At 59.9% G+C, this 21,443-nt stretch carries 13 protein-coding genes and 2 pseudogenes; 8 read left to right on the top strand and 7 right to left on the bottom strand.

What is annotated here, in order from left to right:
• Positions 1-65: 65 nt before the first annotated feature.
• The 3 genes and pseudogenes from AACY44_RS27615 to AACY44_RS27605 form a co-directional block, all read right to left on the bottom strand.
• Positions 66-752: pseudogene (locus AACY44_RS27615) on the bottom strand (PAS domain-containing protein); the annotation flags it as partial.
• Between the two features lie 161 nt (positions 753-913).
• Positions 914-1,621: a methyl-accepting chemotaxis protein gene (locus AACY44_RS27610; protein WP_445261926.1), complete on the bottom strand. Its 708-nt coding sequence runs from the start codon at positions 1,619-1,621 to the stop codon at positions 914-916.
• A 423-nt stretch (positions 1,622-2,044) separates the two neighbouring features.
• Positions 2,045-2,554: pseudogene (locus tag AACY44_RS27605) on the bottom strand (MCP four helix bundle domain-containing protein); the annotation flags it as partial.
• 264 nt (positions 2,555-2,818) lie between these two features.
• Here AACY44_RS27605 and AACY44_RS02725 point away from each other — a divergent pair.
• The gene (locus AACY44_RS02725) at positions 2,819-3,292 is read left to right on the top strand and encodes a thiol-disulfide oxidoreductase DCC family protein (RefSeq protein ID WP_339415705.1); all 474 of its coding nucleotides are present in this window, start codon (positions 2,819-2,821) and stop codon (positions 3,290-3,292) included.
• Complete coding sequence (locus AACY44_RS02720; RefSeq protein ID WP_339415831.1) at positions 3,279-4,817, top strand: cryptochrome/photolyase family protein; 1,539 nt, start codon at positions 3,279-3,281, stop codon at positions 4,815-4,817. Before AACY44_RS02725 ends, AACY44_RS02720 begins: the two co-directional genes overlap by 14 nt.
• Before the next feature lie 93 nt (positions 4,818-4,910).
• On the opposite strand, the gene AACY44_RS02715 is transcribed toward AACY44_RS02720, so the two are convergent.
• Positions 4,911-5,441: a ferritin-like domain-containing protein gene (locus AACY44_RS02715; RefSeq protein ID WP_065874325.1), complete on the bottom strand. Its 531-nt coding sequence runs from the start codon at positions 5,439-5,441 to the stop codon at positions 4,911-4,913.
• 176 nt (positions 5,442-5,617) lie between these two features.
• Between AACY44_RS02715 and AACY44_RS02710 the strand changes: the two genes are divergently transcribed.
• Entirely contained in the window at positions 5,618-6,508 is an 891-nt protein-coding gene (locus AACY44_RS02710; RefSeq protein WP_339415706.1) for an esterase/lipase family protein, read from the top strand.
• Between the two features lie 19 nt (positions 6,509-6,527).
• Here the strand turns inward: AACY44_RS02710 and AACY44_RS02705 are convergent, their stop codons facing one another.
• On the bottom strand, positions 6,528-7,403 hold the full coding sequence (locus AACY44_RS02705) for a DMT family transporter (RefSeq protein WP_339427239.1): 876 nt from the start codon (positions 7,401-7,403) through the stop codon (positions 6,528-6,530).
• Between the two features lie 97 nt (positions 7,404-7,500).
• On the opposite strand from AACY44_RS02705, the gene AACY44_RS02700 reads away from it, so the two are divergent.
• From AACY44_RS02700 to AACY44_RS02690, 3 genes are all read left to right on the top strand, one after another.
• Positions 7,501-8,289, top strand: coding sequence for an AraC family transcriptional regulator (locus tag AACY44_RS02700; RefSeq protein ID WP_339529763.1), 789 nt, complete (start codon positions 7,501-7,503; stop codon positions 8,287-8,289).
• 70 nt (positions 8,290-8,359) lie between these two features.
• Complete coding sequence (locus AACY44_RS02695; RefSeq protein WP_339415711.1) at positions 8,360-8,662, top strand: PsiF family protein; 303 nt, start codon at positions 8,360-8,362, stop codon at positions 8,660-8,662.
• Positions 8,663-8,850: 188 nt separating this feature from the next.
• Positions 8,851-9,864, top strand: a complete 1,014-nt coding sequence (locus AACY44_RS02690) for an AI-2E family transporter (protein WP_339415712.1) — start codon at positions 8,851-8,853, stop codon at positions 9,862-9,864.
• A gap of 287 nt (positions 9,865-10,151) precedes the next feature.
• On the opposite strand, the gene AACY44_RS02685 is transcribed toward AACY44_RS02690, so the two are convergent.
• Positions 10,152-11,420: an Hsp70 family protein gene (locus tag AACY44_RS02685; protein WP_339415713.1), complete on the bottom strand. Its 1,269-nt coding sequence runs from the start codon at positions 11,418-11,420 to the stop codon at positions 10,152-10,154.
• Between the two features lie 238 nt (positions 11,421-11,658).
• Here AACY44_RS02685 and AACY44_RS02680 point away from each other — a divergent pair, with 238 nt between their 5' ends.
• On the top strand, positions 11,659-12,597 hold the full coding sequence (locus AACY44_RS02680) for a DnaJ C-terminal domain-containing protein (protein ID WP_339415715.1): 939 nt from the start codon (positions 11,659-11,661) through the stop codon (positions 12,595-12,597).
• Between the two features lie 81 nt (positions 12,598-12,678).
• Positions 12,679-19,662 (top strand): NEL-type E3 ubiquitin ligase domain-containing protein, encoded by a 6,984-nt coding sequence (locus AACY44_RS02675; RefSeq protein WP_339529760.1) that lies wholly within the window; start codon positions 12,679-12,681, stop codon positions 19,660-19,662.
• Between the two features lie 3 nt (positions 19,663-19,665).
• On the opposite strand, the gene ureC is transcribed toward AACY44_RS02675, so the two are convergent.
• Positions 19,666-21,366 carry an urease subunit alpha gene (ureC, locus tag AACY44_RS02670; protein ID WP_339529759.1) on the bottom strand — a complete coding sequence of 567 codons (1,701 nt, stop codon included), beginning with the start codon at positions 21,364-21,366 and terminating at the stop codon, positions 19,666-19,668.
• Positions 21,367-21,443 lie beyond the last annotated feature (77 nt).

The following is a 21,443-nucleotide window of genomic DNA, read 5'->3' as shown; positions in this document are numbered from 1 at the left end:
GTCACGTCAGTCTGCTGGGAGATTTCAAATGCAGTTTGGGCGGCTTCACTGACGGCTTGTTCACGGGCCACTTGGTCGGTGACAACCGTCGCAAACTTAACGACCTTGCAGAGTGTGCCTTCGGTGTCGTACACCGGGTTATAAGTCGCCTCCAGCCATACAGTCTGACCGCGACTGTCAATTCGTTCGAAGCGGCCAGCAACAAATTCACCCTTGTTCAACGTTGACCAAAAATCCTTGTAGTTCTGCGACGAGATTTCTTCTGGCTTGCAAAAAATACGGTGGTGACTGCCTTTCGCTTGGCTCAAGTTGTAGCCCATGGCTTTTAAGAACTGATCATTCGCGGTGAGCACATGCCCGGATAGATCGAACTCGATCACCGCCGTCGAACGCAGCAGCGCGTCAATGAACGAGGCGTTTTCCGAGGCTTTTTCTACGCGGGACGTAATGTTGGTCGCATAGCAAGCGATATGACTTAACAGGCCAGTCGCATCGGTTATCGGCTGCCAATGAGCATGAATCCACACTAACGAACCGTCAGCATGCAGGTAACGGTATTCGTCAGAGATCGATTTACCTGCGGCGATGGCGGCTCGAAAGTTGTGAAAGCACGGCAGCTTGGAGACGTACTGGGGGACGATATCGGCCATGGCACGGCCCAGAAGCTGATTCTGGGTATAGCCCAAGGCCTGTGCGAAGTTGTCGTTGCAGGCGGTAATTTTAAATGTCGAATCGATACTCAACGTCAGCATTTCATGGCTGAGTCCATCACGCAGTTGTCGCAGCTGCGCCAGCTCGGCTGTCTGAGATTGAAGCTGGTTCTTGATTTTGGTATTGAACATGGGGAAACCGCCTGTTGGGTCTTGATAAGGCTATCGGCAAAGTCAGCAGCTTGTTGAGTCCTTTGTGACGCCTAAGCAGCGCTGAAAAACGCAACTTTCGCAGTAAGGCGATCCGCCAACTGCGCGAGTGCCATGCTCGCCGTTGCCACTTGGCGTGAGCCGGTGGCGGACTGCACGGTGGAGCCGTGAATACGGTTGATGTTTTGCGCCACGTCTTCGGCCACGCTGTTCTGCTGCGAGGAGGCACTGGCGATTTGGGCGTTCATGTCCCTGATCGCACCCACCTGCTCGCTGATCTTGGCTAACGCACTCTGCGCCCTGCGGGTTTGCGCCACGGTTTGGCTTGCCAGCTCGCAGCTGTCACGCATGGTTCGCGAGGCGGTTTCAGTGCCCACTTGCAGCGTGCTGATCATCTCCCGAATTTCCTCGGTCGACCGCTGAGTCCGGTTGGCCAGCGAGCGCACCTCATCGGCGACTACCGCAAACCCGCGCCCATGTTCTCCAGCCCGCGCAGCCTCAATGGCGGCGTTCAGGGCCAGCAAGTTGGTTTGCGCAGCGATGGCGTTGATAACATCGATCACTGACTCGATCTTTTCGCTGTGTTTGGACACCTGGTTCACGGTGCCTGTGGTCTGCTCCAGCGTGACGGCCAGTTGTTCGATGGCCTGTGTGGTGCTAGCCACCAATCGATTGCCGCTTTCCACTTCTATATCAGCCAACCGGGACGCCTCAGCTGCCTGCGCGGCATACCCTGAGACTTCATTCACCGTTGCCGCCATTTGCGTGATGGCGGTGGCCACCTGCTCGGCTTCACGGGTTTGCAGGCTGATCTGGTCATTGTTGGCCGATGAGGTGGCAGACAATTGAGTCGACGAGTGATTGACCTCTTGGGCCGCCCTGCGCACTTGCTGGATAGTCTCTGCCAGGTGGCTAAGTGCGTCTTTTAATACGCCCATCACGCTATTGGGGTACTTCGTGGCAATCGTCTGATTCAGATCACCCGCAGCCAACCGCGCGATGGCTAATGCAACTTCCGTAGGCTCTGCGCCCAGCGTGGAGTTGACGAAGCGAATAATCACCGCCGACAACATAATGCTCAACAACAGGGCAATGCCGGTCGCGATGATCATCAGCGTACTGAACTGGCTGGCAGTGGCTTGCACCGCGCCAAGCTTCGCCTTGATCGACGCCTCTTCATAGTCGATCAGCGCATTCACGCGCTTGAGCCACTCGCTGTATTCCAAAGACGTTTGACGCATCAGCAGCGCTTGGGCTCCCGGAATATCGCCCGCTTGGCGCAGGGAGATTATCGCCTGGGTAGATGTCAGGGTTTGTTGTTCGATGGCCTTGATGGCGCTCAGCAATCGAACCTCTTCGGCGGTCACGCTGGTGCCTTTGAACAGCTGGTCCATAGGGGCCGCCGAGTCGGAGTAGGCCTTTTCCAGGGCTCGAATCTCATCCAAGTGTTTTTCCAGGTCCGCTTTGTTCGCCACCAGCACCGCATCCCGGATCGCAATGGCACGGTTATGCACGCTGCCACGGAAATTGATTGCGTAGCGCTGTACCTTCGCGGCGTTTTCGCTGACGTCGCCCAACGTGGAATCAATAAACGCCACGCGCTGAATGCCGATGGCAGTGATCACTACGAGAAGCGCCAGTATGGCCGCGAAGCTCAGCCCTATACGTGTGGCCAACGAAAGCGTTTTTTTCATGGCTAGCTCGGAAATTCGCCCTGCACTGGGCTGAGTTGATGCGAGTGGCACTATTAGCCACTCACGTTGAGTTCATTGACGATACGTCGACGCAATAGGGTCCATCCAGTTAGCAATACTCACTGCATTGATAGCTATGTGCTATCAGGCGAGGCCGCCGAGCTGGCTCCATCAAAAAACTAAATTCGCAGCGGTGTGGGTGCCCGTTGTCAGCGATGGATTTTGAGCATATCGTGCTATAAAACTTATACAGGAAGCGACTCATTGTACAAGAATTCGCGGTGGCCACTGACGCTTTATTTTGAGGGCGAGTGCCCACTTTGCGCTCGAGAAATCAAGCTTCTGAGTGCGCGCGCTACACCCGAACGCCTTCTATTTGTGGATATCAGCGATGCTGCCTTCGACGCCAACGCGCTGGGGTTCACGCGTGCACAAATGGAGGCATCACTGCACGCCAGGTTTGACGATGGAACCTGGGTCACCGGGCTGGACGCTACGCTCTGGAGCTGGCGAGCAGCGGGGCTCGGTATCTGGGCAGCACCGTTATCGTGGCGGTTGACCCGGCCATTTTTTAACGTGGGCTATCGTCTTTTTTGCCGCTGGCGTCCGCATTTGGCCTGGCTGCCTCATCCGGATGGCAGCGTTCGCTGTCGCAGTGGGCGCTGTGCAGTGCCAGCCCCCCAACCCCCACCTGGCAGCCGGACGCCGCCGGTCAGAGTTATTGATGAAGAACGCTAACCGTTTGTGCCTGATCTTGGGTGATCAGCTATCGTTCGATCTCGCCTCATTGCAGGGCTTGGATGCCCAAAGCGATACCGTGCTGCTTGTCGAGGTGATGGAGGAAGCCAGCCATGTCCCTCATCATCCGCAAAAAATCACCCTGATCTTCAGCGCCATGCGCCATTTCGCCGAGGCGCTGCAGCAGCGGGGCGTTCGCGTGCAGTACGTTGCGCTCGATGATCCAGACAACACGGGGTCAGTGCCGAGCGAGTTACAGCGGTGGCAGGCGCTGATGCAAGCAGACGAAATACACATCACCGAATGCGGCGACTGGCGCTTGGAGCAATCGCTCAGGGACTGTGGCTTAGGCATAACGTGGCATTGCGACAGTCGTTTTCTCTGCACACGCACCGAGTTCTCCAATTGGGCACACGGCAAAAAGCAGCTGCGCATGGAATTCTTCTACAGAGAAATGCGGCGCAAGAGTGGATTGTTGCTCAAGGGTGATGGCAGCCCGGTCGGAGGTGCCTGGAACTTTGATGCAGAAAACCGCAAGGCGCTACCGAAGGGGGTTAGGCCTCCCTCACCCGCCCGATTTGCGCCCGACCCGATCACCCAGGAAGTGATGGCGTTGGTGGGCAAACATTTCGCCAGTCACTACGGCTCCCTCGACGCATTCGACTACCCGGTCACCCACGCCGACGCCCAGGCCCTGTGGGAATACTTTCTCGACTGGGGCTTGGCAGCCTTCGGCGACTATCAAGACGCCATGGCCAGCGACGAGCCTTTTCTGTTTCATGCCCGTATCAGCGCTGCGCTGAATATTGGCCTGCTCGATCTGCGTCAGTTGTGCGGCGATGTGGCGTCAGCCTACGAGTCGGGCAGCATTGCACTTAACGCTGCCGAAGGCTTTATTCGACAACTGATCGGCTGGCGAGAATATGTCCGAGGCGTCTACTGGCTGAAGATGCCTGACTATGCCGATGGCAATGTGTTCGGCAACACACGCTCGCTTCCAGCGTTCTACTGGACAGGCGAGACACAGATGAACTGCATGCGCCAAGCAATCAGCCAAAGCCTTGAGCATGCCTACGCTCACCATATCCAGCGGCTGATGGTCACCGGCAATTTCGCTCTGCTCGCCGGCATCGCACCGAGTCAGATTTGCGAATGGTACTTGGCCATCTACATGGACGCCTTCGACTGGGTGGAATTGCCCAATACCTTAGGCATGGTGATGCACGCCGATGGCGGTTACCTGGGCTCCAAACCCTATTGCGCAAGTGGCCAATACATCAAGCGGATGTCCGACTATTGCCGGGGCTGCGCCTACAAGGTGAGCGAAAGCACCACCGACGATGCTTGCCCTTTCAACGCGCTGTATTGGCACTTTCTGATGCGTCACGGTGACCGCTTACGCGGCAATCAACGCATGAGCATGATTTATAAAAATCTCGACCGTATGGCTGAATCCAAACAGCAGGCACTTTGGCAGCGTGGCCAGTGGTTGCTAGACACATTGGACGCCGGTGAGTCATTTTGAAAAAAACCAACGCTGACTCACCGCCGCCCACACAGACAAAAAGGGCGCGCTGGTTATCCAGCGCGCCCTTTTTGGTATTCCGGTTTTTTGGTATTACAGGCTTTCGAGAATATCCGCCATGTCGTCGGCGTGCTCTTCTTCCTGGGCCAGGATCTCCTCGAAGAGACGGCGCGTGGTCGGATCTTTGTCACCGATGTACTGGATGATTTCACGGTAGCTGTCCACCGCGATCCGTTCGGCCACCAGGTCTTCGTAGACCATTTCCTTCAAGCTGTTACCTGCCACGTATTGAGCGTGGGAGTTTTTCGACAGCAGATCCGGGTTGAACTCCGGTTCGCCGCCCAACTGCACGATGCGCTCGGCGAGTTTGTCGGCGTGCTCGGCTTCCTGAGTGGCGTGCTCGAGGAATTCTTCTGCGGCTACATGGGCTTTGACGCCGCTGGCCATGAAGTAATGGCGCTTGTAGCGCAGTACGCAGACCAATTCAGTGGCGAGCGAGCCGTTGAGCAAGCGGATGATTTCTTCGCGGTCGGCGTCGTAGCCTTCGGTCACGGCACCGTTTTCGACGTTCTGGCGGGCGCGTTGGCGCAGGGTTGCTACGTCAGTCAAGTTTGCTTCAGTCATCTCAATCTCCTGGTGCTAATCCGGTTTTACGCCACGCTCTACCGGCGTGATCGCTCCACGTTGTGAGTGTTGGCTGAAGCAAAAAGTTTTATCGAATTTACCCTGGGCTTCATCTACATGACTTGAGGTTGGCCTACGCTGCAGGGCAACTGCGCATTTTCGAGGCCGTTCGCACCATGCCGAAGTCGTTAGCCACGTGTTACCCGTTGGTGCTAGTACCCGGCATGCTCGGTTTTGTGCGCCTGGGACTGTTTCCCTATTGGTACGGCATTGTTCCTGCACTACGCGCGGGGGGCGCCCAAGTGTATCCAGTGCAGGTGGCGCCGCTCGATTCCAGCGAAGTGCGCGGCGAGCAATTGCTGGTGCAGATCGAGCGCATCCGCCGCGAAACCGGAGCCGCCAAGGTCAACCTGATCGGCCACAGCCAGGGCTCGCTCACCGCGCGATATGCGGCGGCCAAGCGACCGGAGTGGGTGGCGTCGGTGACGTCGGTGGCTGGGCCTAATCATGGTTCGGAGCTGGCCGACCATATCCACACCCATTATCCCGTCGACGGCGCCAAGGGCCGGATCATGAGCGCGCTGTTTCACCTGGTTGCCTGGGTGATGGGCGTGCTGGAAACCGGCTATCGCGGTCCGCGCTTCAAGACGGATCTGCAGGCGTCCCATAGGTCCCTGACCAGCGCGGGTGTGGCGCTGTTCAATCAGCAATATCCACAAGGATTGCCCGAGACCTGGGGCGGGCAGGGCGCCGAAGAGGTCAATGGGGTGCGCTATTACTCGTGGTCCGGCACCTTGCAGCCGGGCATCACTGACCGTGGTCGTAACCTGTTCGACGGTACGCACCGCAGTTGCCGTTTGTTCGCCCGCAGCTTTGTGCGGGAAAAGGGTCAGTGCGATGGCATGGTAGGGCGCTATAGCTCACACCTGGGGTTGGTGATCGGTGATGACTACCCCTTGGACCATTTCGATATCGTCAACCAATCGCTGGGCCTAGTGGGAAAGGGGGCCGAGCCTATTCGGTTGTTTGTCGAGCATGCACAAAGGCTCAAGGCTGCTGGGGTGTAGCTGTGAGAGCAGGCTGTGTTCAGGCATTACTGACGGGGGTAGTCCATCGCTCCGACAAAATCACCCCGCCCAACGTCAGCAAACCGCCCACCAGGTGGTACAGCGCCAACTTTTCCTTCAACACCGCCGCCGCAATCAGCGCGGTGATCAACGGCAGCAGGTTGAAAAACAGCGTGGTGCGGCTCGGGCCCAAGGTCTTCACTGAATGCATCCACGCCAGCGGCGCCAGCATCGAGGCCAGCAGGCACGCATACAGCACCAGTGGAATATTCGCCCAGCCAAGGCCGGCTTTTGCCGAGAACAGGAACAGCGGAAACAGCACCACCACGGCCACCAGCACCTGCAAATACAGCAACACCAAGGGTGGCAAGCGCAGTTGCCATTTTTTCAGCAGGGTGCTGTAGACCGCGTAGGCCAGGGTGGCGACCAGCATCATGCCGTCACCCAGGTTGACCCCGTGTTGCAGCAGTACGCCCAGGCTGCCCGCCGACACCACCACGACTACGCCGGCAAACGACAGCACAGCACCGGTCAGTGCGCCGTAGGTCAGGCGCTGGCCAAGGCTGATGATGGCCGCCGTCAGTGCCATCAACGGCATCAGCGACAGGATAATGCCCATGTTGGTGGCGCTGGTCAGCGTAGCGGCGTAATACGCCAGGCTCTGGTACACCGCCATGCCCAGCACGCCGAGGATGAAGATCTTGCCCAGGTTCGGGCGGATCAACGGCCAGTTGGCAATCACCGGCTTGAGCATGAACGGCGTAAACAGCAGCGCGGCCAGCAACCAGCGGTAAAAACCGATTTCAGCGGGAAAGATCGAACCCACCGCCAGTTTGTTGACCACGGTGTTGCCGGCCCAGATAAAAATGGCCAGCAGGGGATAAGCGTATTGCATCGAAAGAAACCAGGCGTGTTGATGAGGCAGGATTATCCCTTGTCTGGATTGAAGCTTATACTTCGATCCAGACAAGTGACCGCTGTATCCAGACAAAATGGCCAAGCACAACGTACGCCTTCAGGATTTCCCCCAGCTGCCGAGCCCGGTGTACTTGCGCTATTCTGATTTCGCCCCGGACACTGAATGCACCCCGCACCAGCATTTCTGGGGCTCGCTGGATTACTCCGCCAGCGGCGTGATGCGCATGGAAGTGGGCGGCAGCCGCTTCATGTCACCGCCGCAATACGCGGTGTGGGTGCCGCCGCACACCGAACACAGCTCCTACAACGCCGAGGCGATTGTCTACCACTCGGTGGGCCTTGCCCCGGAACTCTGCGAGGAGCTGCCGCAACAGCCTTGCACCCTGGCCATCAGCGATATCCTCAAGGCCATCCTTCGCGACTTCGCACAGCGCGACGTGCATATGCCGCAGACCGCATCCGATATCCGCCTGGCCCAAGTGCTGGTGGACCAGCTCAAACAGGCGCCGATCCACGAGTGCTTCCTGCCCTACGCCCGCCACCCCGGGTTGCTCGCAGTATTGGAAGGCATGCAGACCGACCCCGCAGACAACCGCCCCCTGGCACATTGGGCCGAGCAGATACACGTGAGCGAACGCACCCTGGCGCGTCAGTTTGTGCGCGAACTCGGCATGAGCTTTGGTGAATGGCGCCAGCGCCTGCGCTACCTGGCGGCCATCGAAGCCCTCGACAGCGAGCGCAGCGTGCAACATGTGGCATTCGACTTGGGCTACAGCACCGCCTCGGCTTTTATCGCCATGTTCCAACGCCAGGCGGGTTGTACCCCGGAGCATTATCGGCGCACGCATATACGCAGTCGGTGAAGATGTAGCAGGTTTTGACTACACTGCTGGAAGGCCGTGCTCTCCGGCACGGTAACAGGGAGAAAACTCCATGAAGATGCTGCGAATTCCGCTGTTGATGATGGGCCTGCTGTTGTGTTCCCAGGGCTTTGCCGCCACCGCCCAGCAAAACAAAATGACCACCTGCAACGCTGAAGCCTCCACCAAGACGCTCAAGGGCGACGAGCGCAAGGCCTTCATGAAAACCTGCCTGTCCGCCCCGGCGGCCAACGACGCCAAGACCCTGACCCCGCAGCAGCAGAAGATGAAGGATTGCAATGCATCGGCGAAAACCAAGACGCTGACGGGCGATGCGCGCAAAACCTTTATGAGCACTTGCCTGAAAGGCAGCTGAGTACGCGAATCTCCTGTGGGCTTGCTTTCGAAAGCCGTTTTTCGTTCAACACATCAGTGACTGAACCACCGCCTTCGCGAGCAAGCCCGCTCCCACACTGGCCGTGTTCACAACACTAAGACCTCTCGCTTGATTTCCCCAAGGCTGGCAGACTGCCCATCCTTTAACGCCGTTCGTTTTGAGGCTGTATGCCAACGTTTTCTCAGCGTCATGTGTTGTTGCAGGCCAGCTACATCATCATTTTCGGCGGATTGCTGCTGGTACTGCCGCTCAAATTGCTGCCCAGCCTGCTGGCCGGCCTGCTGGTCTATGAGCTGGTCAACATGCTCACCCCCCAACTGCAACGGCTGATCGAAGGTCGGCGCGCGCGTTGGCTGGCGGTGGCTCTGCTTGGCACCCTGATCGTCAGCGTACTGACGCTGATCTTTGCCGGCGCCATCAGCTTCCTGCTCCACGAAGCGGAAAATCCCGGAGCTTCCCTCGACAAATTCATGGGCGTGGTCGACCGCGCGCGCGGCCAACTGCCGCCGTTTCTCGATGCTTACCTGCCCGCCAGCGCTGCCGAATTCCGCGTGGCCATCGGCGATTGGCTGAGTAAACACCTGAGCGAACTGCAGCTTGTTGGTAAGGATGCCGCGCATATGTTCGTCACCCTGCTGATCGGCATGGTGCTCGGCGCGATCATCGCCTTGCAGCGCGTGCCCGACCTGACCAAACGCAAACCCTTGGCCGCCGCCCTGTTTGATCGCCTGCACTTGCTGGTCCAGGCCTTTCGCAACATTGTTTTCGCCCAGATCAAAATCGCCGCACTCAACACCGCATTCACCGCTGTATTCCTAGCCGTGGTGCTGCCGCTGTGCGGGATTCACCTGCCGCTGACCAAAACCCTGATCGTGCTCACCTTCCTGCTCGGCTTGCTGCCGGTGATCGGCAACCTGATGTCCAACACCCTGATCACCATCGTCGCGCTGTCGCTGTCGATCTGGGTGGCGGTGGCGGCGTTGGGGTATCTGATTGTTATCCACAAGGTCGAGTACTTCCTCAACGCGCGGATCGTGGGTGGGCAGATCAGTGCCAAATCGTGGGAGTTGTTGCTGGCGATGCTGGTGTTTGAAGCCGCGTTTGGTTTGCCGGGGGTGGTAGCGGGGCCGATTTATTATGCGTATTTGAAGAGTGAGCTGAAGCTGGGCGGGATGGTTTAGGGGCAGTTGCGAGTGGCGAGTTGCAAGCGGCAAGCGGCAAGCGGCAAGCGGCAAGCGGCAAGTAAAAGCGGGTTTGCGTTTGCTTGGGGCCAATCGCACCCATCCCGCAACAGTTGTGCGAAGTCGTGGAGCGCTACGGCGTCACTACTGAGTAGGGGGGAAGATGTACGCAGGTCAAAATGTGGGAGCGGGCTTGCTCGTGAATGCGGTGGATCAGTCAGAGCAGCTTTGACTGACACTTCCCTATTCGCGAGCAAGCCCGCTTCACACATTTGAACCGCAGTGTTTCAGCAGCCGTATCGCTTGCTCGCCTCAATCGCCAGCCCGCTGCCGATGCTGCCAAAGATATTCCCTTCCACATGCCGCGCATTTGGCAGCATGGCCGAGATGCTGTGACGCAGTGCCGGAATCCCGCTGGAACCGCCGGTAAAGAACACCGTGTCTACCTGCGCCACACTGACCGATGCATCGTTGAGCAACTGCGTCACACTGCCGCGCACGCGCTCCAGCAAGCCGTCGATGGCCGACTCGAACAGCGCCCGGCTCAGCTCCACGCTCAGCCCCGGCTCAACCCGGTCCAGCGCCACATGGCGGCTGTCTTCATGGGTCAGCTGGATCTTGGTTTCTTCCACTTCCATCGCCAACCAGTGCCCGGCGCGCTGTTCGATCAGCTTGAACAGGCGATCGATACCACCGGTGTCCTCGATGTCATAGCGCATGCTGCCCAACGCCAGCTGGGATTTCTGCGAGTACACCGAGTTGATGGTGTGCCAGGTGGCGAGGTTCATGTGATGGCTGGTGGGCATGTAGGCGCCACTTTTCATGCGGCTGCCGTAGCCAAACAACGGCATCATGCCTTGCAGGCTCAGTTGTTTATCGAAGTCGGTACCGCCGATGTGCACGCCGCCGGTGGCGAGGATGTCGTCGTGGCGGTTGTCGTTGTGACGACGGTCCGGCGACAGGCGCACCAGCGAGAAGTCTGACGTACCCCCGCCGATGTCGACGATCAGTACCAGCTCTTCCTTCTCGATGGTGGACTCGTAGTCGAAGGCGGCGGCAATCGGTTCGTACTGGAACGAGATGTCCTTGAAGCCGATCTTGCGCGCAACGTCGACCAGGGTGTTTTCCGCTTCCTGGTCGGCCATCGGGTCGTCATCGACGAAAAACACCGGGCGGCCCAGCACCACTTCTTCGAACTCACGGCCGGCGTTTGCTTCGGCGCGGCTCTTGAGTTGGCCGATAAACAGCGCCAGCAAGTCGGTGAAGGGCATTGCGGTGCCGAGCACGCTGGTGTCGTGCTTGATCAACTTGGAACCCAGCAGGCTCTTGAGCGAGCGCATCAGCCGGCCTTCGTAGTTTTCCAGGTACTCATGCAGGGCCAGGCGGCCGTAGACCGGACGACGCTCCTCGAAGTTGAAGAACACCACCGACGGCAGGGTGATTTTGTCGTCCTCCAGCGCGATAAGCGTTTCCATGCCGGGACGGATCCAGCCGACGGTGGAGTTGGACGTGCCAAAGTCGATACCGCAGGCACGGGCTGGGGATGGGTTTTTCATGTCTATCAGGTTCCGGTCGAAAAACGGCCGCGCAGTGTATGCGAGTCGAAGGCGGATGCGTAGGCCGGCCATCCGTTTAATCAAGCTTGAAACCTGGGGATTTGCCCCAATATCTGCTGCATACGGCAAGTGCCGAAAACATTTTGACGCACCCCCAGGCCACAAGACTCTACAGGTGCAATACAGCGCACGTTGTGCCCCGGGCTGTGCGATCTCGATTTAGGAGGGTGAACCGCCGATGGATTTCAAAGACTACTACAAGATTCTGGGTGTCGAGCCGACGGCCGATGACAAAGAAATCAAGGCCGCGTATCGCAAACTCGCGCGCAAATATCACCCGGATGTGAGCAAGGAGAAAGACGCCGAAGCCAAGTTCAAGGACGCGTCCGAAGCCTATGAAGCGCTTAAAAGCGCCGACAAGCGCGCCGAGTACGACGAGCTGCGCAAATACGGCCAGCATGGCCAGCCATTCCAGGGGCCACCAGGCTGGCAGAGCCGTGGTGGCTATGGCGGTGGTGGTGGCGGTGAGGATTTTTCGGACTTCTTCAGCTCCATCTTCGGCTCCCGCGGCGATGCCTTTGGTGGCGGCCAGCGTCGCCCTGCCGGGCGCAAGGGCCAGGATGTGGAGATGCAGCTCACGGTGTCGCTTGAAGAGACGCTGTCGACCGAGTCCAAGCCGATCAGCTTCCAGGTGCCGCAATACGACGCCTCGGGCCGGCATGTGAGCAATACCACCAAGAGCCTGAACGTGAAGATCCCCGCCGGCGTGGCCGACGGTGAGCGCATCCGCCTCAAGGCGCAAGGCGCGCCGGGTATTGGCGGTGGGGCCAATGGCGACCTGTACCTGATCATCAAGTTTGCGCCGCACCCGAAGTTTGAAGTGGAAGGTGAAAACCTGATCATCAACTTGCCGCTGGCACCTTGGGAGCTGGCGCTGGGCACGGAAGTGGCAGTCCCGACCCTCACCGGCAAGATCAACCTCAAGGTTCCAGCCGGCAGCCAAAATGGTCAGCGCGTGCGCGCCAAGGGGCATGGCTTGTTGAACAAGGCCGGGGAGCGCGGCTTCCTGTACATACAGCTCAAGGCCGTGATGCCCAAGCAGGCGGATGACGAGACCATCGCCCTGTGGCAGGAATTGGCGAAAAAAGCTGCGTTCAATCCACGAGAACACTTCTAAACCTTCATCGCTACATTTATCTACCGTCGAACGCCCGAGTGGGCATGATGTGCTGACGCTCCATTTCACAGGAGCGACATCATGCCCGACCTCTCGGCGACGCAGCCGGCTACTCAGAGCCTGCACCGCACCTTTCTTGAGCAATCAAGCCCCGCCTGGTTGATCAACGCCACCCCCGAACGTCGCACTGCCCTAAAAGCAGCCCCGGCCGCACTGCCCGACTTCTATCGCCAGGCATCGGCGTCCCAGCGCAAGACCGTGCGCGCGTGTTTCACTCAGCGCTTTGCTGCACAGACCGCGCTCGACAAAGCCATGTCGACCCTGCAAGACATCGACACCTTTGCCGCCCCCTTATTGGCCAAGGCCTTGAAAGACACCTACAAGGTCGAACTGGACCTCAACACCACCTTGTTGTGCCTCAATAAACCGATCGAGGTCGGCATACTCGCTATCGAGATCAGCCGTTTCGAGGTGTCGCGCCTGCCCTTGTTGCAGGCGGCGCTGCACAGTTTTGAAGCCCGTGAATGCGAAGCGGGCGCCTTTCATCATTCGTCGGGGTTTCTGGTGCCGGGGGCGACGCCGGGCCACTTCGAAACACTTGCCACCCCGCTGACGGTGACGCAGTTCATCCGTCTGTGCCGCACGTTGGACGTGGGTGCGAAATATCAGCGCTACCTGAAAAACTACCTGCAACCTGCCGAGCCGGGCGCGGAGCAAGCGTTGCGCGACACATTCATCAGCGCCCAAAAAGCGGCCCTGGCTGCCGCAGCCGAGCAGGCACTGCTGAGCAACGATATCGAGCCTGCCGATTACCGCTTGATGCAGAGCGTGATCGAAGGGTCGCTCAACCCCAAAGTCAACGGCAAGCCCGTGTGGTTTCGCGACCTTGGCTTGATGAATAAGCGCATGACCGGCTGCCTCGCCTTTGTCATCTGCGAAAAATATCGTTACAGCGACGACGTCATTCTCTACATCCCCAACGACCCGCAGCACCCGCTCAAGCGCTTTACCTGGGCGCAACTGACGGCCACCTTCAAGCAGCGCTTTACTGCGCGCGACGCCACAGCCCCAGATGACGGTAGCCCGACGGCCTACCAGCGGTTTTTCAGCCAGTTCGTGGCTTACAGCGACCGACCTGCGTATTTCAGCCAATTCACGGAAGACGCACCGGCCCGCTCTTTTGGCGAGGCCCTGTTACCTCATGTATCGTTGTTGACGGAGTTGGCCCAGGGCTTCAATCCCTTTCGCGTATTCACCGATATCAAGGAACTGCCACCCGGCCCACCGCCTGTCAGGGAAGCCAACCCTGACCCCTTTCTCGCGCCCACCGCGTTGACGCGCGCGGGCCACGGCATTTGGGCGGCCAACGTCGACCTGTGGCACTACCTCTTCGAGCAACACCGCGACAAAATGATCGGCGACGCGCGCAGCCATGCCGTCCCCACGGCAGACGTGGACGCGCGGGTGCGCTCGGAGAAGCTGGCGCGCTTGCTCAACATCGGCATGCTGGTGTTGAACACGGTCTCGATGTTCGTCCCGGTGCTGGGCGAAGTGATGATGGGGGTGATGGCGGGCCAGTTGTTGTACGAAACGCTTGAAGGTTCGTTGGAATGGAGTGAGGGGGATCGCCAGGCTGCCAAGGTCCACCTGGTGGACGTGGCCGAAAACCTGGCACTGCTCGGGGCGATGGCGGCAGGCGGTAAAGTCGCGGGCAAACTGCTTGCGGCCAAACCCGAACCGGTGATCGAAGCGCTGGCACCGGTGACCTTGCCTGGGGGGCAGGGGCGGCTGTGGAAACCTGCATTCGACGGCTACGAAAGCCCTGACGTATTGCTCGCGGATGCCGCGCCCAACGCGGCGGGCCAGTATCATCAGGCGGGCAAGACCTACATCCGTCAGTCGGGTAAGGTCTACGAAAAAACCTACGACGAAAGCCTGCAACGCTGGCGGATCAAGCACCCTGCCGACCCCGACGCCTATCAACCGCCACTCACGCACAATGGCGCCGGGGCCTGGCGCCTGACCCATGAACAGCCGTCGAGCTGGAACCGGGTCACGCTGTTGCGCCGCATGGGGCCGGTGACGGACGGTTTCACCGATGACCAATTGTTGGCCATCGCCGACATCGCTGGGGCCGGCGATCACACGTTGCGCAAAATGCACTTGGACAACCAACCGCCGCCGCCTGAAGTGGCAGACGCCTTGCGGTTGTTCAGCGTGGAGCGGGATGTGGCACAAGTGATCGAGCAAGTGAGCAGCGGTCGGGCGGTCGATGGCCGTTATCTGTATGTATTGCCACTGGTCACCGAGTTGCCGCGCTGGCCTGCGGGCAGGACGCTGCGCGTGTTTGACGGGCCGGGCCTGAGCGGACGCTCACAGACCTATGGTGTAGAACGCATCAACAATGCCTTGAAGCAGCGACCGACGATTCGCATCAGCCGTGCCGACGTACTGAACGGTCAATTACCGTCGCATATCCTGGCGGCGCTGGATGAGTCGGAAGTGGTCGACCTGCTTGGCAGCGAGCCGGCGCGGGTGCGCGATAACCGCGCATTGGAGTTCAGCAAACAACTGGCTGACTACGCCCGCACCCGCCAACCGGCAATATTCGACAGCTTGTACACCGGCACCCGGCGCACGCCGCCGAGGGTGGCCAAACTGCAACGGCTTTACCCTGGCCTGAGCGAATCCGCCGCGCATACCCTGCTCGACGAAACCGACACCGAACAATTGATCCGCCTGCACGACACCGGGCGCGTGCCGTTGGAGATGCAAGAGCGCGCGCGCTGGTATGTGCGCCAGGGCCGGGTCGGCCACGCGTTTGCTGGCCTGCACATGGAAAACCTGACCTCGGCCGACAGCAAGCGCTTGGCCTTGCACACCCTGGGACACTTGCCGGGCTGGTCGGGCCAACTGCGACTTGAGGTGCGCGAAGGCAGCATCGACGGCGCTTTGCTTGACAGCATCGGCAGCGAGACCGCCGCGCAACGCAAATACTTGGTCAAGAAAGGGCCGCGCTACCAAGCATTCAACGCGCGCGGTGAGGCCCTTAACAGCCTCACGCAGCACGGTGATAGTTTTTACGATTCGATCATGCACGCCTTGCCGGATGATGCGCGTCAGGCGCTGGGTATGCCGCAGGTCAGCCAAAGCCTGGCGTTACGTCGAGCAATCATCGACTACGCGGTGGAGCATCGCCAGGCGTCGGCGCAGATCGTTGAAGGCCATGTGCGAGGTCAACCTTGGTTCAAACCGCCGCAGCGGATTTCGCCGAGGCTGATCGGCTACCCCGCCAGCGGTCGCGGCGAGGGCATGATGGCGTCGTTGGCCAGCCGGGTGCGGGCGGTTTATCCACAACTCACGGAGGACGAAGCCAATGGATTCATCCTCAGGCGCATGACCGCAGGAGACGACGAATCGCAAATCTACAACCTGCTCAATAATCGTATGCGCGAATGGCAAACGCTGGAGAGTACCCTCGACCAATGGGCCGGCGCGCCTTCGGCCGAATTGATGCAGGGATTTTTCGCGGCAATGGGCGGCAAGCGACAGGTCGTTCAGGCGATCAAAGCCTGCTGGCGGCGTTCGCCCCTGGCCGAACGAGCGCGTTTTGCCGAACTGGAGATATTTACCGATGAGCCCTTACCGGCGTTAACCGCAGACTTTTCCCATGTACGCACCTTGACCCTTAGCGGTCGCGGGATCACCAATGCCACGGTTGAGCAGGTGCTCGGCTATTTTCCGCAGATTGAAACCCTCAGGCTGGTGGCCAACACTCCCGATCTGAGTGCGGTTCCCGCGGCGCTGGAGCACATGCCGCACCTGACGAATTTGAGCACCGCCTCGAATTTTCCGTTGGAACAGATGCAGGTAATGCGCCTGGGCAATCTCACCGGTTTGCGGGAACTCAGCCTGGAGTGTGCGTTGACGTCCGGGCAGGTGCTGGATGTCAGCCGTCTGAGCCAACTGCGCAGGTTAAAACTCGGCAGGGCCTTCCAGTGGAGGTTCCCGACCGGCGTATTTCAATTGCCTCTGCTGGAACGTCTGGACTTTTCCAGCTCATCGATCAGTACGCTGCCGCCCGAGATGTTCCAGCCGGGGCGTGAGCGGCTGTGGTCGGGGCTGACCATGAATTGGTCGCACATCAGCCGAGAGCAGTTCCTACCGGCGTTCGCCTACGTGACCCGTCACGCCGAACACCTGTTGGACCTGGAGCAAATGGTCCGCAGTTACTGCGAGGGCGAACTGAGCCGGCTGCAATGGCAGGGCCACGACGAACTGAGCTATATGGGTCTGATGGAGCAGCGTCAGGCATTGTTCGAAGCGTTCAAGGCACAGGTGAGCGGCTTTCAGGCGCGGTTTAATGCCATGGAAGCCTTGAGCACCGAATACGCCGAATTGAACCGCACACTGGATGACTGGAGCCACACCCTCGACACCTCGGGCGAAGGCATGCGGCGCTCCAATTTGCGCTTCACTTTGCGGGCGTGCTGGTACAACGGCCTGCTCAAGCGCTTCGGTACCGCGCAACGGTCATCAAAATTGGTCGTGCGCGCGTTGGCCGTGAGCGAACTGCCCGAGTTGGCGCCCGAGGGCTTTGCCCATGTCGAGACGTTGCAACTGATCGGTGCACGCGTGCCGCCTGCACAGTTGGCCCGTTTCATTCAGAATTTTGCCAACGTGCGCACACTGGACCTCAGCAATTGCGCCCTCGTCGAGTCGCCGCTGACGCCGGGTGCGCTGCCGTCGCTTGCGCACCTCAACCTGGCAGATAACCCGATCATCGCGCTGGATGTGAGCGCCATGCCGGGTTTACAAGCGCTTAATCTTAGCCGCACAAAACTGCAGAGTTGGCCGATCGGGGCGCAAAACCTGACGCAACTGTCTTGGCTGGATTTGCGTGATAGCCAGCTCACCCACGTGCCGCAGGTCGCTCTGGACCGCGATGGATTGGTCATTGCCAGCAACCTGACCGGGGCGCCGCTGGACCCCGCCACCCAGTCGGCATTCGCGGCGGCGCAGCAGCGGGTTGAGGACGCTTACGGTCTGGCGCATGGCGCCCTGGGCCGGTTTGCCTTGGAGGACGTTCCGGACGCGTTTCCACCGATCGAGACCGGTATGACGGTTATCCAGCGGTTACTGCCTCTGCCATCGGACGCCGCAGGCCGCGCGCTATCGGTTGAGCAGCGCCTGCAACGCCTTAACCCTGCGCTGCAACCTGACGCCTTGCACGCCTGGGCACAGCATCTGCAGGCCGATGGCGCCACCGAGCTGAGCATTCACTTGCGTGTTCTGGAGTGGGAGCGTTCGTCGCAGACGTTGACCCGTGAACTGAATGATTGGATGTTTATCCGCGAAGCCCACGGTCACGGCTGGCGGGTTTCGTCCCAGACACGCCGATGGGCGGCGCAACGCATTCTTGAGTCCTGGCGCAGCAGCCTGTTGCCGGGCGAGGCCGTTGAGCGCGCGCTGGTACTGGAGGGCGTCCAGGTCGGCGATTTGCCTGGATTGCCCACCGGCTTCACCCACGTTGAAAGCTTGAACCTGACGGGCGTCAGGTTGACCGAGGACGGCTCCAACGGTTTTCTGCACGCATTTCCTCAGCTGCGTACGTTGATGCTCAACGGCAACCTGCTGGTGGAGGTGCCCGAGGCTGTCAGCCGCATGGAACATCTGCAGCGCCTGGAACTGTCGACCAACCCACTGATAGACCCCGCGCGCCTGTACCGCGCATTGGCCACGATGCCACAACTGCGGTGGCTGGATCTCAGCCATTGCAACCTGGAAACGTTCGATATGCAGGCGTTCCCGCATCTGCAAACACTCGATATTGCCAGTAACCGACTGACAGACTGGCCCGCAGGCGTCTTGCAGCATGCGGCCTTGAACCGACTGAATCTGAGCCTCAACGAAATCGATGTAATTCCGCCCCTGGCGCTTGAGGGTGGCCATGACGCATTGATGTTCGGTACCGATCTTTCCGGCAACATGCAACTGCCGCGCGAGGCGCTGGAGCGGCTGCAAAACTATGCCGAGCGCACCGAGCGCACTCATGCGCTGGGCTTTTCCAGGCGCGAGTTGCGGCAAATGCTTGAGCAACTTGACAGCCCGACGAGCAGCGAAGACGAGGACGCGCCGGCCGAACCCGATGAAGTGCTTGAACCGGTGCAAGCCACGCCAGCAGAGCGCGATCCGTGGTTTGAAACACTGGAATCTGAAACGCTGCAAGAACATCGCGGGCTTTGGGATCAGTTAGAGGCGGAGCCGGACAGCGCGGCGTTTTTTAATCTGCTGAAGATGTTGCAGGACACCAAGGAATTCAGGGTGGCTCGCGCCGACCTGACACGACGCGTATGGCGGGTACTCAAGGCCGCGGGCGCTGACACTGAGCTGCGGCAAACCCTATTCGGCATCTCTAATACTCATGGCACCTGCGTCGACGGACGTATTCTTACCTTCAGCGGGCTGGAGGTGAAGGTTTACGAGCACGACACTCTGTTTGGGATCGACCCGTCGCGGCTGGATCTCAAGGGGCCGGCGCTGTTGAAGCTGTCCCGGCAATTGTTTCGTCTAGGGCAGGTTGAAGCGTTGGCGTCCGCAGAAATTGCACGGCGTGCCCACCCTGACGAGGCCGAGATTCGCCTGGAATACCGTGTGGGATTGCAGTCCAGACTGGACCTGCCGGCCCAGCCCGCGCATATGAACTATGGCATGCCGCTCCCGAGGCAGCAGCTGGAGGCTGCGGTCCAGAGCGTATTGGCCGCGGAGAGCACCCAGGCGTTTTTCCACGAACTGGTCGCGCGTGGCTACTGGGTTGATTACTTACAGCAGAAATACCCCGAGACGTTCGCGCAGTGGCAGCGCAGCCGTGACTCGAGGCTGGATGCACTGGAAAGCGCCCATCCACAGTTCGATCAGGATTACACGAATGCCTTGAACGCGCTCTACAGTCAGGTGGAGGAGGAGCGCTATCAAACCCTGCTCGACTTGTCGCAACGTGAGGTGGTGGCCCAGGCCGGGGACCAGCCCGGCCCATCGCGGGCTGAAGTGCAGCCGCTGGGCTGACGTTCAAAACAGGAAATACCGCTGGGCCATCGGCAGCACGTCCGCCGGTTCACACCACAGCAGCACGCCGTCGGCCTTGACCTGATAAGTTTGCGGGTCCACTTCAATATCCGGCAGGTAATCGTTGTGGATCAAGTCGGTTTTCTGCACGTCGCGGCAGCCCTTGACCACGGCGATCTGCTTTTTCAAACCCAGGGCTTCGGGCAATCCGGCGTCCTGCGCGGCCTGGCTGATAAAGGTCAGGCTGGTGGCGTGCAACGAACTGCCGAAGCTGGCGAACATCGGGCGGTAGTGCACCGGCTGCGGCGTGGGGATCGAGGCGTTGGCATCGCCCATCAGGCTTGAGGCAATCGCGCCGCCCTTGAGGATCAGGGTCGGCTTGATGCCAAAGAATGCCGGGCGCCACAGCACCAGGTCGGCCCATTTGCCGACTTCGATGGAACCGACGATATGGCTGAGGCCGTGGGTGATCGCCGGGTTGATGGTGTACTTGGCGATGTAGCGCTTGGCGCGGAAGTTGTCGTTGCCGGGGCCGTCGCCGGGCAGGGCGCCGCGCTGTTTTTTCATCTTGTCGGCGGTCTGCCAGGTGCGCGTGATCACCTCGCCCACGCGGCCCATGGCCTGGCTGTCGGAGCTGATCATCGAGAATGCGCCGAGGTCGTGCAGGATGTCTTCGGCGGCGATGGTCTCGCGGCGGATGCGGCTTTCGGCGAAGGCCACGTCTTCGGCAATGCTCGGGTCGAGGTGATGGCAGACCATCAGCATGTCCAGGTGTTCGTCGATGGTATTGCGTGTGAACGGCCGCGTCGGGTTGGTGGAACTGGGGAGCACGTTGGGGAAGCCGCAGGCCTTGATGATATCCGGCGCGTGCCCCCCACCGGCACCCTCGGTGTGGTAGGTGTGGATGGTGCGGCCCTTGAGCGCGGCCAATGTGGTTTCGACAAAGCCGGACTCGTTGAGGGTGTCGCTGTGGATCGCCACCTGCACATCGTATTGGTCGGCGACGCTCAGGCAGTTGTCGATGCTCGCGGGCGTGGTGCCCCAGTCTTCGTGCAGCTTCAAACCGATGGCGCCGGCCTTGACCTGTTCGATCAACGGCTCCGGCAGGCTGGCGTTGCCCTTGCCGGTAAAGCCGATGTTCATCGCAAACGAATCGCTGGCCTGGAGCATGCGCGCCAGGTGCCAGGGCCCGGAGGTGCAAGTGGTCGCGTTGGTGCCGGTGGCCGGGCCGGTGCCGCCGCCGATCATGGTAGTGACGCCGCTGGTCAGTGCTTCTTCGATCTGCTGCGGGCAGATGAAATGCACATGGCTGTCGATGCCGCCGGCGGTGAGGATCATGCCCTCACCGGCGATCACTTCGGTACTGGCGCCGATGGCCATGGTCACGCCGGGCTGGATGTCCGGGTTGCCGGCCTTGCCGATGGCGTGGATGCGCCCGTTCTTCAGGCCCACATCGGCCTTGACGATGCCCCAGTGGTCGATGATCAACGCGTTGGTGATCAGTGTGTCGACGACTTCATGGGCGAGTAATTGGCTTTGACCCTGACCGTCGCGGATGACCTTGCCGCCGCCGAATTTGACTTCTTCGCCGTAGACGGTGAAGTCCTGTTCGACTTCCACGAACAGGTCAGTGTCGGCCAGGCGGACCTTGTCACCGACGGTGGGGCCGTACATGTCGGCATATGCCTGACGGATGATTTTCATAGCCTCGGTCCTCGGATATGAGCTGCGAGCTTTAAGCTGCGAGCTTCAAGAAAAAGCAGGTGTGGCGCCACAAGCTG

Origin of the sequence: Pseudomonas sp. RA_15y_Pfl1_P11, from assembly GCF_963970975.1 — a bacterium.
Classification (GTDB): domain Bacteria; phylum Pseudomonadota; class Gammaproteobacteria; order Pseudomonadales; family Pseudomonadaceae; genus Aquipseudomonas; species Aquipseudomonas tritici.
Note: the sequence above shows the minus strand (reverse complement) of the source record. Positions and strands in the feature narration are given on the sequence as shown.

What these genes read in the sequence shown, in the direction of transcription:
- AACY44_RS27610 (WP_445261926.1), bottom strand. Translation starts at nt 1,621, where the DNA reads ATGGCGGCAACGGTGAATGAAGTCTCAGGGTATGCCGCGCAGGCAGCT.
- AACY44_RS02720 (WP_339415831.1), top strand. Translation starts at nt 3,279, where the DNA reads ATGAAGAACGCTAACCGTTTGTGCCTGATCTTGGGTGATCAGCTATCG.
- AACY44_RS02715 (WP_065874325.1), bottom strand. Translation starts at nt 5,441, where the DNA reads ATGACTGAAGCAAACTTGACTGACGTAGCAACCCTGCGCCAACGCGCC.
- AACY44_RS02710 (WP_339415706.1), top strand. Translation starts at nt 5,618, where the DNA reads ATGCCGAAGTCGTTAGCCACGTGTTACCCGTTGGTGCTAGTACCCGGC.
- AACY44_RS02705 (WP_339427239.1), bottom strand. Translation starts at nt 7,403, where the DNA reads ATGCAATACGCTTATCCCCTGCTGGCCATTTTTATCTGGGCCGGCAAC.
- AACY44_RS02700 (WP_339529763.1), top strand. Translation starts at nt 7,501, where the DNA reads ATGGCCAAGCACAACGTACGCCTTCAGGATTTCCCCCAGCTGCCGAGC.
- AACY44_RS02695 (WP_339415711.1), top strand. Translation starts at nt 8,360, where the DNA reads ATGAAGATGCTGCGAATTCCGCTGTTGATGATGGGCCTGCTGTTGTGT.
- AACY44_RS02690 (WP_339415712.1), top strand. Translation starts at nt 8,851, where the DNA reads ATGCCAACGTTTTCTCAGCGTCATGTGTTGTTGCAGGCCAGCTACATC.
- AACY44_RS02685 (WP_339415713.1), bottom strand. Translation starts at nt 11,420, where the DNA reads ATGAAAAACCCATCCCCAGCCCGTGCCTGCGGTATCGACTTTGGCACG.
- AACY44_RS02680 (WP_339415715.1), top strand. Translation starts at nt 11,659, where the DNA reads ATGGATTTCAAAGACTACTACAAGATTCTGGGTGTCGAGCCGACGGCC.
- AACY44_RS02675 (WP_339529760.1), top strand. Translation starts at nt 12,679, where the DNA reads ATGCCCGACCTCTCGGCGACGCAGCCGGCTACTCAGAGCCTGCACCGC.
- ureC (WP_339529759.1), bottom strand. Translation starts at nt 21,366, where the DNA reads ATGAAAATCATCCGTCAGGCATATGCCGACATGTACGGCCCCACCGTC.